We start from the raw sequence: 11,046 nt of genomic DNA, 5'->3' as shown, positions 1-11,046 counted from the left end.
CTTCCCATCCCGAACAGGACCGTGAAACGCCTCAGCGCCGATGATAGTGCGGGTTCCCGTGTGAAAGTAGGTCACCGCCAGACGCCCCTCAAGACCACGCCCCGAGCCCATGCTCGGGGCGTTGTTGTTTTGCGACGTCGCCATTCGGCATGACGAAAGCGTGACGCGCCTGTGGCAAAACGGCGACAGTCGTGTACCGGCGTGCCGTCTTTGTTCGGGTGTCTTACAATGGCGGCCTGTGTTGATAAAGGACGAATCCACCATGCTGTACCCCGAACTGTACGCCCAGCTCGAGAAAGCCCGCTGGAACATGGCAGACGATATTCCCTGGGACACGTTCGAGGGTGACAAGCTCTCCGACGAGCAGGCGCACACGATCAAGATGAACGCGATCACCGAGTGGTCGGCGCTGCCGGCCACCGAGATGTTCCTGCGCGACAACCAGCACGACTCCGACTTCTCGGCCTTCATGTCGATCTGGTTTTACGAGGAGCAGAAGCACTCGCTGGTGCTGATGGAATACCTGCGCCGCTTCCGCCCGGAGCTGGTACCGACCGAAGAAGAACTGCACGCGGTGCGCTTCGAGTTCGATCCGGCGCCGCCGCTCGAAACGCTGATGCTGCACTTCTGCGGCGAGGTGCGCCTGACCCAGTGGTACCGCTGCGCCAGCGAATGGCACACCGAGCCGGTGATCAAGGCGATCTACAAGCACCTGTCGCAGGATGAAGCCCGCCACGGCGGCGCCTACCTGAAGTACATGAAGAAGGCGATCGCCGAGTACGGCGACCAGGCGCGTGCAGCTTTCGCCAAGATCGGCCTGTTGATGGCGTCGAGCGCCCGCTCGGCCAAGCCGCTGCACCCGACCAACCTGCACGTCAACGAGTCGCTGTTCCCGAACGACACCATCCAGTCGCGCCTGCCTGATCCGGACTGGCTCGAGGACTGGCTGACCAGCAAGATCCGCTTCGACGAGGACTGGGAAGCGCGCGTGGTCGGCGGCATCCTGCGCAACCTGTCGAGCCTGTTCGAGGTGCCGCTGGAGACCGTCACCGCGCTGAACCGCTACCGCAAGCAGATTCTGGCCAACCTCAAGGAGGCCGGCGATGGCGCCGTACCCGACGCCGCGGTTTGAGGCGAAGGTGTGCGCCCCGGCCGACCTTGACGCAAGGTTGGCCGAGCTGCCGCGCCCGATCGTGTTCACCAACGGCTGCTTCGACATCCTGCACCGCGGCCACGTCACCTACCTTGCGCAGGCGGCGGCGCTGGGCGCGAGCCTGATCGTCGCGGTCAACACCGACGCCTCGGTCCGGCGCCAGGGCAAGGGCGACGACCGTCCGATCAATCCGTTGGAGAGCCGCGCCGCGGTGCTGGCCGCGCTCGAATCGGTCGCGCTGGTGACCTGGTTCGACGAGGACACGCCGGCCGAGCTGATCGAGCGGGTCAAGCCCGACGTGCTGGTCAAGGGCGGCGACTGGACGATCGACAGGATCGTCGGCAGCGCCGAGACGCTGGCGCGCGGCGGCGCCGTCCACTCGATCCCCTTCCTGTTCGACACCTCGACCACCGCGACGCTCAACAAGATCCGCGCCAGCGAAGGCCGCGCATGAGCGACGCGCACGCCTTCGCGGCGCTGCGCGCGCTGTCCGACGGCCGCTTCCACTCCGGCGAGGACATCGCGCGCGCGCTCGGCTGTTCGCGCACGCTGGTATGGCAAGCGTTGCGTGACGCCGAGGCCGACTTCGGCCTGACGGTGTTCAAGGTGCGCGGCCAGGGCTACAAGCTGCCCGAGACTATCGAATGGCTCGACGTCGCCGCGGTGCGCGAGCAGCTGTCCGGGCCGGCGGCCGACATGCTCGCGCTCGCGCTCGCCGAACGCGTCGATTCGACCAATACCCAGCTGATGCGCCGCGTCGACTCGGCGCCGCACGGCCTGGTGCTCGCCGCCGAATGGCAGGACGCCGGTCGCGGCAGGCTCGGCCGCGCTTGGCGCATGCGCCTCGGCGGCGCGCTGGCTTTCTCCTTGCTATGGCGCTTCGACAAGGGGCCGGCCGAGCTGTCGGGCCTGTCGCTCGCCGTCGGCGTCGCGCTGGCGCGCACCTTGGCGCGCGTCGGCGCGCCGGTGGCGCTCAAGTGGCCGAACGACGTGCTGCTGGGCGGCAAGAAACTCGCCGGCGTGCTGATCGAGCTGTCCGGCGACGTGCAGGGCCCGGCCAGCGTGGTGATCGGCGTCGGCGTCAACCTCGCCGCGCCCGGCGACGTCGGCCAGCCGGTCGCCGGCCTGGCCGACGCGGGCGTCGCGGTCGGCCGCAACGCGCTGCTTGCGGCGCTGCTGAGCGAGCTGGCCGTCGTGCTGGCCGATTTCGACGCGCACGGCTTCGCCGCCTTCCGCGACGAGTGGCAGCGCCACGCCGCCTATCTGGGCGAGGCGGTGCGCCTGACGCCGGCGCAGGGTGCGCCGCACGAGGGCGTGTTCGCCGGCGTCGACGAACGCGGCGCGCTGCTGCTCGACGGCGAGGCCGGCCGGCGCGCGCTGTTCGCCGGCGAGCTGAGCCTGAGGCCGATCGCATGAAACTGTTGATCGACGCCGGCAACACCCGCGTCAAATGGGCGCTGTGCGAGGCCGGACGCGTCGTCGCGCACGGCGCCGTCGCGCACGGCGCACTCGGCACGCTGGCCGGCCGGCTGCCGCCGGTCGCCGAGGCCTGGGGCGCCTGCGTCGCCGGCGACGCGGCCAGGGCGGCGATCGAGACGGCCGTCGGCGTGTCCATCCGCTGGGTCGCCAGCGAAACCGCGCGCGGCGACGTGCGCAACCATTACCGGCAGGTCGCCGAGCAGGGCGTCGACCGTTGGCTCGCGGTGCTCGGCGCGCGCGCGCTGCATCCGGGCGAGGACCTGGTGATCGCGCTGGCCGGCACCGCGCTGACCGTCGAGGCGCTGAGCGCCGACGGCGACTACCTCGGCGGCGCGATCGCGCCCGGCGCGCGCTTGATGCTCGCCGCGCTGGCCGGCAATACCGCGCAATTGAAGCGCGAGCCCGGCGTCTGGCGCGACTTTCCCGACAACACCCCAGACGCGCTCGCGACCGGCGCGTGGGACGCGCTGGCCGGCGCCGTCGAGCGGATGCGGCAAAGGTTGGCCGAGCGCACCGGCCGCAGCGGGGTGCGCGTGCTGCTCAGCGGCGGAGACGCCGCGCCGCTGGCTGCCCGCCTTACCGGGCCGGCCGATCTGGTGGATAATCTCGTGCTTCTGGGTTTGATGAGCGTGGCGGATTGCCGATGAAATGGTTTTTCGGGCTGGTGGTGCTGCTTAACCTGCTGGTCGCCTTGTGGGGCACGCTGAGCGCGCGCGCGCCCGGCGACCTGCACGCGCTGGAGGTCAACCCGCAGGGCATCAAGCTACTGCCGGGCGGTTGGCGTAGCGAGGAGGCGACGCCGGCCGAGGCGAGCCGGCCGTTGGCCGAGGCGCAGCCGGCCGTCGCCAGCGAGCTGCCGGCCACGCTCGACGCGCCCGCCGTCGCCAGCGCCACCGTCGCCAAGCCTGTCAAGCCCGCCGCGCCGGCCGACAAGCGCGCCGAAGCGGCCCGCGCCGACCAGGGCGCCGCCGTCTGCCGCCAGTGGGGCGAGCTCACCGACGCGCAGCTGGCGCGCGTCAGGGCGGGCCTCGCGCCGCTCGGCCTGGCTGCCGCCGAGACCGCGCGCGAGGGCGCGCCGGCCAGCGGCAAGTTCTGGGTCTACCTGCCGCGGCGCGCGACGCCCGAGGCCACGCGCGCGCTGTCGGCCGAGCTCAAGCTCAAGGGCTTCGACAACTACCCGGTTGCCAGCGACCCCGAACGGCACGGCGCGCTGTCGCTCGGCCTGTTCGCCAAGGAAGAGGGCGCGAACGCGCTGCTGGCCAAGCTCAAGGCCGCCGGCGTCGCCGACGCGCGCGTCGAGCGCCGCGGCAAGCCCGAGCGCGCGACCACGCTGCGCTTTGCCGCGCTGAGCCCCGACGCCGACGCCCGGCTCGCCGCCTTGCAGGCGCGCTTGCTGCCCGGCGTGCCGCTCAAGACCTGCCGCTGACGCGCGGAGGGTCGGGTGCAGCATTTTCGCGAACTGACCCACCTGATCGACAAGGGAAGCTTCGACGACGCCGTCGTGCGGCGCCTCGCCTACGCGATGGCCTTCATGGCCGGCGCGATCAACGCCGGCGGCTTCCTCGCCGTCCACCGCTACACCTCGCACGTCACCGGCGCGGTCTCCAGCCTCGCCGACCATCTCGCGCTCGGCGAGCTGCGCCTGGCCGCCTCGATGCTGACCATGGTGCTGGCCTTCATCGCCGGCGCCGCCAACGCGACCTTCTGGCTGCACTGGTCGCGCCGTCGCCGCCTGCGCGCCGCCTGGGGCGCGCCGATCGCCGGCGAGGCGCTGCTTCTGTTGCTGTTCGGCCTGATGGGCGCCCACCTCGCCCGCCACCCGGGCTTCCTGACCCCGCCGACCGTGCTGCTGCTGTGCTTCATCATGGGCATGCACAACACGCTGGTGACCAAGCTGTCGGCCGGTCTCTTGCGCTCGACGCACATGACCGGCATCGCCACTGACATCGGCATCGAGCTGGCCAAGCTGTGCTACGTCAACCGCCGGCGGCACCACCGCCTCGCACCGGTGCGCGCCAACCGCCAGAAGCTGGCGGTCTACCTCTTGATCCTCGTGCTGTTCTTCGCCGGCGGTGTCGCCGGCGCGCTCGGTTTCGGCTACGCCGGTTACGGTTTCACCGTGCCGCTGGCGCTGCTGCTGCTCTCGCTGGGCCTGCGGCCGATGTGGTACGACCTGCGCCTGCGCCACCGGATGCTGCGCCGGCAAGGGCGCTGGCCCGCGCGAAAAAGCCGTGAAAAGGCGGGCGACTCGCTCTAAGCTGAGGTTGGGGCGCGCAGGCGCCCCGTTTTTCCGACGCAGGCAGGAGATGAGTCATGATCGACGCCGCGCACAAGCACTTCACCAGCGGGCACCCCGACTGCCCGGACTGTCACCAGCCGCTCCCGCGTGGCGGCGTCAAGCTCTGCCCCTACTGCGGCCACGACCTCGCCGCCGCGCGCGTCGCGCCGCGGCCGCGCAACCACCGTCGCCTGCTGGCCTGGCTGCTGTCCCTCGTGCTGCTGGCCGGCGCGACCGCGCTGTTCGGCTGGCAACTGGCGCAGTGGCTCGGCCACCCAGTCCAGCCGCGCAACAACGTGGTCGCCGCCGCCAGCTCCGAGCGGGACGCCCCCGAGCCGCTGGCGCCGACCGGCGCCGAGGTGCATCCGACGCTGTCGCAGCTGCGCGACGAGCCGCCGGCGGCGCCGCACCCGGCGCTCGCGCTGGCCGGCGGCGGCGCGGCCGAGGAGGCGCGCCACGAGGCCGCGACGGTGACGGCCGTCGTGCACGAACCGCAGGAGGACGACGTCGCGGCCGCGCCGCCGCCCGCCGAGCCGGTCGCGTCGCCGGCGCCGCGTCGCAAGGCGCCGGCGCTCGCGGCTGCCGTCGAGCCCAAGCGCCTGCCGGCGCCGCGCACCGTCGTGCCGGTCGACGCCGGCGTGCCGAACGAGGCGCTGTTCCTGATGCAGCAGCAGACGATGCCGGTCGCGCGCGACGCCGGTGACTGAGCCCGGCGCCTTGCATCCTCGCGCGGCGCGCGGCACACTCTGGCCTGCAAACCGCGCCGAGGTGGCGCGGCAGCCTTCACCCGTCGGCTCGCAAGATGGACGGGAATCGTCGGGCCGCCTTTTCCCGCTCCTGGCCCGGCGTCCGCCATGGAGACCTCCATGACTGGCATCATCCACGGCGACGGCGCCATCCGTCGCGACTCGCTGTACGGCTCCTCGATCGAAAACACCTACGCCGGCGTCCTCAGCTTCATGCGCCGCAACTACACGCGCGACCTGAGCGGCGTCGACGTCGCGGTGTCCGGCATTCCTTTGGACCTCGCCACCACCTTCCGCTCCGGCGCGCGCCAGGGCCCGCAGGCGGTGCGCGCCGCCAGCGTGCAGCTGGCCGAGCTCAAACCGTTCCCGTGGGGCTTCGACCCGTTCGACGACCTGGCGGTGATCGACTACGGCGACTGCTGGTTCGACGCGCACAACCCGCTGACGATCAAGCCGGCCATCGTCGAGCACGCGCGCACCATCCTCGCCTCCGGCGCGAAGATGCTGACCTTCGGCGGCGACCACTTCGTCACCTATCCGCTCTTGATCGCGCACGCCGAGAAATACGGCAAGCCGCTGTCGCTGCTGCACTTCGACGCGCACTGCGACACCTGGGCCGACGACAATCCCGACTCGCTAAACCACGGCACCATGTTCTACAAGGCGGTCAAGGACGGCCTGATCGACCCGGCCACCTCGGCGCAGGTCGGCATCCGCACCTGGAACGACGATTTCATGGGGCTGGACATGCTGTTCGCGCCGTGGGTGCACGAGAACGGCGTCGAGGCAACCATCGCGCGCATCAAGGAGCGCATCGGCGACAAGCCGGTGTATTTGACCTTCGACATCGACTGTCTCGACCCGGCGTTCGCGCCCGGCACCGGCACCCCGGTGCCGGGCGGGCTGACGAGCGCGCAGGCGCTGGCGATCATCCGCGGCCTGGGCGAGCTGAACATCGTCGGCGCCGACGTGGTCGAGGTCGCGCCGAGTTTCGACCAGAGCGAGATCACCGCGATCGCCGCCGCGCACATCGCCTGCGACATCCTCTGCCTGCTGCGCAACCGCAAGCTCGCCGGCAAGCTGTAAGCGCCGGCGCAGGGCGTTAACAAGCTCGGCCAACCTGCAAAAGGTTGGCCGAGCTTTTTTGTGCTTTGCTCAGTCGGCGTGTTCGGCGCCGGCGAAGGTCCACGCCGGGAACGGGTCGGCGTAGCGGCGCCACGTCGCCTCTCCCGCCTGCCACTCGGCCTCGGTCAAGAGGCAGGCGTCGAGCCGCCGCGTCAGCGCGACCTCGTCGAGCTCGACGCCGATGAACACCAGTTCCTGGCGACGGTCGCCGACGCGGTCGTCGTCGTGCCAGTCGGCGCGGATCTGCGCGCGCCAGCCCTCGTCGGCCGGCCATTCGCCTGGGTCGACCGCCGCCCACCACTGGCCGGCCGGGCCGTGGCGACAGGCGCCGCCGGCCTGCGACCAGTTGCCGACCCAGTCCGGGCGGCTCGCCAGCCAGAAGTAGCCCTTGGAGCGCAGCACGCCCTGCCAGTCGCCGCCGTACATCAGCTCCCAGAAGCGCTGCGGGTGGAAGGGGCGGCGCGCGCGGTAGACGAAGCTGCCGATGCCGTAGGCCTCGGTCTCGGGCTGGTGTTCGCCGTTCAGCGCGGCGAGCCAGCCGGGCGCCTCGGCGGCGGCGGCGAAGTCGAAGCGGCCGGTGTCGAGGATGGCGGCCAACGGCACCTGGCCGAAGCGCGCGGCCAGTTGCTCGGCGCGCGGGTTCAGGCCCTCAAGGATGGCGGCCAGCCGCTCGAGCGCTTCGTCGTCGACGCGGTCGGCCTTGTTGATCACGATCACGTCGGCGAACTCGACCTGCTCGATCAAGAGCTCGACCAGCGCGCGGTCGTCGCCGTCGCCGGCGGTGTCGCCGCGTTCGGCGAGGCTGTCGGACGACGCGTAGTCGGCGAGGAAGGCTGCCGCGTCGACCACGGTGACCATGGTATCCAGCCGCGCGATGTCGGACAGGCTGACGCCGTCCTCGTCGCGGAAGGTGAAGGTTTCGGCCACCGGCAGCGGCTCGGCGATGCCGGTCGACTCGATCACCAGGTAGTCGAAGCGGCCGTCGCGCGCCAGCCGCGCGACCTCGACCAAGAGGTCCTCGCGCAGCGTGCAGCAGATGCAGCCGTTGGACAGCTCGACCATCTTCGCGTCGGCGCGCGTCAGCCCGCCGCCGTCGCGCACCAGTTGCGCGTCGATGTTGACCTCGGACATGTCGTTGACGATCACCGCGACCTTCAGGCCGTCGCGGTTGGCGAGGATGTGGTTCAAGAGCGTGGTCTTGCCGGCGCCAAGAAAGCCGGACAGTACGGTGACCGGCAGGCGGCGGTCGGGGGATGGCGTCATCGCGGGACTCCGGAACAGAAATGCAGCGTTATACCATAACAAATGAAACGGTATAACATTTTTGACGAGAAACGAGAAACGAGAAACGAGAAACGAGAAACGAGAAACGAGAAACGAGAAACGAGAAACGAGAAACGAGAAACGAGAAACGAGAAACGAGAGACGAGAGACGAGAGACGAGAGACGAGAGACGAGCGGCGGCTGTGAGCCGCCGTCGCGGGGAAAGGGGCACGGCCGGCGTGCGGGCCGTGCCCGCGTTCAGCCGGCCAGCCGCGCGGCGACGAACAGCGTCGCCAACAGCGCGATCTCGACCAGCTCGATGCCGGCGCCCAGGCAGTCGCCGGTCATGCCGCCGAGCGTCTTTTTCAGATAATTCCACCACGCGAAGCCGGCGGCGAGCGCGGCGGGGAGCAGCGCCGGCGCGAGCCATGCCGACAGCAGCGCCAGCGCGACCAGGTTGGCGGCGAGGCTGGGCCAGTGGCTCCGCCACGCGAAGCGCTCGCCGCTGCCGGGGGCGAGCGGCGGCAGCGTCGCCGACCACAGCACCGCCAGCGAGCGCGCCCACGCCGGCACCAGCGCGACGGCCCACAGGTTGGCCGAGCCTTTCGCCACCAGCATCAGCAGCACCAGCTTGCTGGCGATCGCCATCGCCAGCGCGATCACGCCGAAGCTGCCGACGTGCGGATCCTTCAGCACGTCGAGAAAGCGCTCGCGCGAGCGGTGCGCCGCGCCGCGCGCGTCGGCCAGATCCGCCAGGCCGTCGAGATGCAGGCCGCCGGTCACCCACACCCATAGCCACAGCGCGGCGAGCGCGCCCGCCCACGGGTCGAGCCGCGCGGCCAGATCGAGCGTGCCGGCGACGAGCAGCCCGACGATCAGGCCGACCGCGCCGAACCAGCGCGCGGCGTCGGACAGCCAGGCCGGGTCGAAGGTTTTCAGCTGCGGCGTCGGCAGCCGGGTCAGGAACTGGACGGCGAGGATCAGGCCGCGCATCAGGCGTTCGGCCCGGCGAGGCGGGTCAGGTAGGCCGGGTGGCCGTCGAGCATAGACAGCTGCACGAAGCCGCCGCGCGGCACCGCGATCAGCCGCGCGCTGGTGAAGCTGGTGTCGAGCAGCTCGGCCAACACCACCGCGATCACGCCGGCGTGCGCGACCAGCACGCGGTGGCTGCCGCGCGCCTCGGCCATCCACTGCGCGAGGCCTTCGAGCACGCGGGTGCGGAATTGCTCGAGCGTCTCGCCGCCGGGCGCGTCGAGCGCGCCGGCCACCAGCCGCGCGTTCCAGTCGGGCATCGAGGCCGACAGCGCGTCGAGCGGCGCGCCGTCCCAGTCGCCGAAGTCGCACTCGGCGAAGCGCGCGTCGACCTTGAGCGCCAGGCCGGCGGCGAGCGCCTGCTCGAGCGCGAAGGCGCGGCAGCGCGCCAGGGGCGAGGTCGCCAGCGCGGTCACCGGCGCGGTGTCGACGATGGCGCGCCAGCTGTCGCGCAGCTGCGCCCAGCCTTGTTCGTTGAGCGGCAGGTCGGTGCGGCCGATCAGCCGGCCGTCGTGGTCGATCTCGCCGTGGCGCAGCAGGGTCAGGGTGTAGGGGTTCATAGCGCGTCCGACACGCCGGCCTCAAGAAAGGTCGCCATCTCGTTGTGCAGCGCGATCGCCTGGGCGATCAGCGGCAGGCACAATGCCGCGCCCGAGCCCTCGCCCAGGCGCAGCCTGAGGTCGATCAGCGGCGAAAGGCCCAGCGCGCGCACCGCCAGCGCGTGGCCGGTTTCCTGCGACACGTGGCTGGCCAGCAGCCAGTCGGCCAGCAGAGGTTCGATGCGGCAGGCGGCCAGCGCGGCGGCGGTCGCGATGAAGCCGTCGACCAGGCTCGGCACGCCGCGGCGCGCGCCCTCGAGGTAGAAGCCGGCGATCGCGGCGATCTCCAGCCCGCCGAGCTCGGCCAAGGTTTGCCGCGGCGTCAGCGCGCGGCCGGCGACGCGCGCGAGGCCCCGGGCGACCGCGTCGCGCTTGCGCGCCAGCCCCGCGTCGTCGACGCCGGTGCCGCGGCCGACGACGGCGTCGATGTCGTGGCCGGTGAACGCGCAGATCAGCGCCGCCGATGGAGTGGTGTTGCCTATGCCCATGTCGCCGGCCACCAGCAGGTTGGCGCCGGCCTCAACCGCGCGGCGCGCGGCGGCGGCGCCGACCTCAACCGCGCGGCGCGCGGCGGCGGCGCCGACCTCGAGTGCGGCGTCAAGCTGCGCCTCGCTCAGCGCCGCCTCGCGCGCGAGGTTGGCCGAGCCGGCCGCGACGCGCGCGTGCACGATGGGCAAGGCCGGGTCGAGCGGGTGGGCGATGCCGGCGTCGACCACCTCGAGCCGCGCGCCGTTGGCGCGCGCGAGCACGCAGATCGCCGCGCCGCCGGCGGCGAAGTTCTTCACCATCTCGGCGGTGACCGCCTGCGGGAAGGCCGACACGCCGTCGGCGGCCACGCCGTGGTCGGCGGCGAAAACGGTGATCGCCGGATTCGGCGCGTCGGGCTTGACGCGGCCCTGCCAGGCGGCGAAGCGGCAGGCGATGTCCTCGAGCACGCCGAGGCTGCCCGGCGGTTTGGTGAGCTGGTTCTGCCGCGCGCGCGCAGCGTCGTACGCGGCGGCGTCGGGACGGGGGAGGGGGCGGTTTTCCATCGCGCGAAGCTACCCCAAGCCCGGCCGGGCGGCAAGCCGTGTATAATCCGTGCCCAGCAGGTGCCCGGCGTCACGCCGGGTGAAACGGGAAGCCGGTGCAAGACCGGCGCTGCCCCCGCAACGGTAAGGTCCGGCGAGTTCGCTCGCCAGGCGCCGCGAACGCCACTGTCGCAAGACGGGAAGGCGCGGCGCTGACGGACCGAGCCCGGAGACCGGCCTGCGCAGCGGCGCCGCCGGAAGCGCGCCGCCCATGTGGAGTATCGCGGGGAGGCGATCTTCGACAGGAGTTCTTCCGGCGCCGCGCGACGCGGCACCGTTGTCGTTCGTGTCGTATCAGAAG

General features: G+C 71.7%; 12 protein-coding genes, 1 rRNA gene and 1 riboswitch. Of the genes, 9 read left to right on the top strand and 4 right to left on the bottom strand.

Annotated elements, in window-relative coordinates; translation table 11 throughout:
- The 9 genes from rrf to speB all read left to right on the top strand — a co-directional run.
- Window positions 1-83 (top strand): 5S ribosomal RNA (gene rrf, locus EV683_RS14790); the annotation flags it as partial.
- A 179-nt stretch (window positions 84-262) separates the two neighbouring features.
- The gene (locus EV683_RS05825) at window positions 263-1,132 is read left to right on the top strand and encodes a ferritin family protein (protein ID WP_066611047.1); all 870 of its coding nucleotides are present in this window, start codon (window positions 263-265) and stop codon (window positions 1,130-1,132) included.
- On the top strand, window positions 1,104-1,607 hold the full coding sequence (gene rfaE2 / locus EV683_RS05820; RefSeq protein WP_131862150.1) for a D-glycero-beta-D-manno-heptose 1-phosphate adenylyltransferase: 504 nt from the start codon (window positions 1,104-1,106) through the stop codon (window positions 1,605-1,607). The genes EV683_RS05825 and rfaE2 overlap by 29 nt, the downstream gene beginning before the upstream one ends.
- Window positions 1,604-2,569 carry a biotin--[acetyl-CoA-carboxylase] ligase gene (locus tag EV683_RS05815; protein ID WP_131862149.1) on the top strand — a complete coding sequence of 322 codons (966 nt, stop codon included), beginning with the start codon at window positions 1,604-1,606 and terminating at the stop codon, window positions 2,567-2,569. The genes rfaE2 and EV683_RS05815 overlap by 4 nt, the downstream gene beginning before the upstream one ends.
- Window positions 2,566-3,279, top strand: coding sequence for a type III pantothenate kinase (locus tag EV683_RS05810; protein WP_131862148.1), 714 nt, complete (start codon window positions 2,566-2,568; stop codon window positions 3,277-3,279). Before EV683_RS05815 ends, EV683_RS05810 begins: the two co-directional genes overlap by 4 nt.
- On the top strand, window positions 3,276-4,058 hold the full coding sequence (locus EV683_RS05805; RefSeq protein WP_131862147.1) for an SPOR domain-containing protein: 783 nt from the start codon (window positions 3,276-3,278) through the stop codon (window positions 4,056-4,058). The genes EV683_RS05810 and EV683_RS05805 overlap by 4 nt, the downstream gene beginning before the upstream one ends.
- A 15-nt stretch (window positions 4,059-4,073) precedes the next feature.
- Window positions 4,074-4,889: a YoaK family protein gene (locus tag EV683_RS05800; protein WP_231879836.1), complete on the top strand. Its 816-nt coding sequence runs from the start codon at window positions 4,074-4,076 to the stop codon at window positions 4,887-4,889.
- Between the two features lie 56 nt (window positions 4,890-4,945).
- On the top strand, window positions 4,946-5,617 hold the full coding sequence (locus tag EV683_RS05795; protein ID WP_131862146.1) for a hypothetical protein: 672 nt from the start codon (window positions 4,946-4,948) through the stop codon (window positions 5,615-5,617).
- Window positions 5,618-5,776: 159 nt separating this feature from the next.
- Complete coding sequence (gene speB, locus EV683_RS05790) at window positions 5,777-6,742, top strand: agmatinase (RefSeq protein ID WP_066611059.1); 966 nt, start codon at window positions 5,777-5,779, stop codon at window positions 6,740-6,742.
- 69 nt (window positions 6,743-6,811) lie between these two features.
- On the opposite strand, the gene zigA is transcribed toward speB, so the two are convergent.
- The 4 genes from zigA to cobT all read right to left on the bottom strand — a co-directional run bounded on the left by zigA (window position 6,812) and on the right by cobT (window position 10,706).
- Window positions 6,812-8,044 (bottom strand): zinc metallochaperone GTPase ZigA, encoded by a 1,233-nt coding sequence (gene zigA, locus EV683_RS05785; RefSeq protein WP_131862145.1) that lies wholly within the window; start codon window positions 8,042-8,044, stop codon window positions 6,812-6,814.
- A 258-nt stretch (window positions 8,045-8,302) separates the two neighbouring features.
- Entirely contained in the window at window positions 8,303-9,037 is a 735-nt protein-coding gene (locus EV683_RS05775; protein ID WP_131862143.1) for an adenosylcobinamide-GDP ribazoletransferase, read from the bottom strand.
- Window positions 9,037-9,636: a histidine phosphatase family protein gene (locus EV683_RS05770; protein ID WP_131862142.1), complete on the bottom strand. Its 600-nt coding sequence runs from the start codon at window positions 9,634-9,636 to the stop codon at window positions 9,037-9,039. The genes EV683_RS05775 and EV683_RS05770 overlap by 1 nt, the downstream gene beginning before the upstream one ends.
- Window positions 9,633-10,706: a nicotinate-nucleotide--dimethylbenzimidazole phosphoribosyltransferase gene (gene cobT / locus EV683_RS05765; protein WP_131862141.1), complete on the bottom strand. Its 1,074-nt coding sequence runs from the start codon at window positions 10,704-10,706 to the stop codon at window positions 9,633-9,635. The genes EV683_RS05770 and cobT overlap by 4 nt, the downstream gene beginning before the upstream one ends.
- 41 nt (window positions 10,707-10,747) lie before the next feature.
- Window positions 10,748-10,941, top strand: a riboswitch (cobalamin riboswitch).
- Window positions 10,942-11,046 lie beyond the last annotated feature (105 nt).

Origin of the sequence: Crenobacter luteus (assembly GCF_004345725.1) — a bacterium.
In the GTDB taxonomy this organism is placed as follows: domain Bacteria; phylum Pseudomonadota; class Gammaproteobacteria; order Burkholderiales; family Chromobacteriaceae; genus Crenobacter; species Crenobacter luteus.
The sequence above is the reverse complement of the archived record's forward strand: the minus strand, read 5'-3'. Positions and strand labels throughout refer to the sequence as shown.

Excerpts from the sequence above, each read along its gene's own strand:
- EV683_RS05815 (WP_131862149.1), top strand. The coding sequence starts at position 1,604 with ATGAGCGACGCGCACGCCTTCGCGGCGCTGCGCGCGCTGTCCGACGGC.
- rfaE2 (WP_131862150.1), top strand. The coding sequence starts at position 1,104 with ATGGCGCCGTACCCGACGCCGCGGTTTGAGGCGAAGGTGTGCGCCCCG.
- EV683_RS05775 (WP_131862143.1), bottom strand. The coding sequence starts at position 9,037 with ATGCGCGGCCTGATCCTCGCCGTCCAGTTCCTGACCCGGCTGCCGACG.
- speB (WP_066611059.1), top strand. The coding sequence starts at position 5,777 with ATGACTGGCATCATCCACGGCGACGGCGCCATCCGTCGCGACTCGCTG.
- EV683_RS05805 (WP_131862147.1), top strand. The coding sequence starts at position 3,276 with ATGAAATGGTTTTTCGGGCTGGTGGTGCTGCTTAACCTGCTGGTCGCC.
- cobT (WP_131862141.1), bottom strand. The coding sequence starts at position 10,706 with ATGGAAAACCGCCCCCTCCCCCGTCCCGACGCCGCCGCGTACGACGCT.
- EV683_RS05825 (WP_066611047.1), top strand. The coding sequence starts at position 263 with ATGCTGTACCCCGAACTGTACGCCCAGCTCGAGAAAGCCCGCTGGAAC.
- EV683_RS05770 (WP_131862142.1), bottom strand. The coding sequence starts at position 9,636 with ATGAACCCCTACACCCTGACCCTGCTGCGCCACGGCGAGATCGACCAC.
- zigA (WP_131862145.1), bottom strand. The coding sequence starts at position 8,044 with ATGACGCCATCCCCCGACCGCCGCCTGCCGGTCACCGTACTGTCCGGC.
- EV683_RS05795 (WP_131862146.1), top strand. The coding sequence starts at position 4,946 with ATGATCGACGCCGCGCACAAGCACTTCACCAGCGGGCACCCCGACTGC.
- EV683_RS05810 (WP_131862148.1), top strand. The coding sequence starts at position 2,566 with ATGAAACTGTTGATCGACGCCGGCAACACCCGCGTCAAATGGGCGCTG.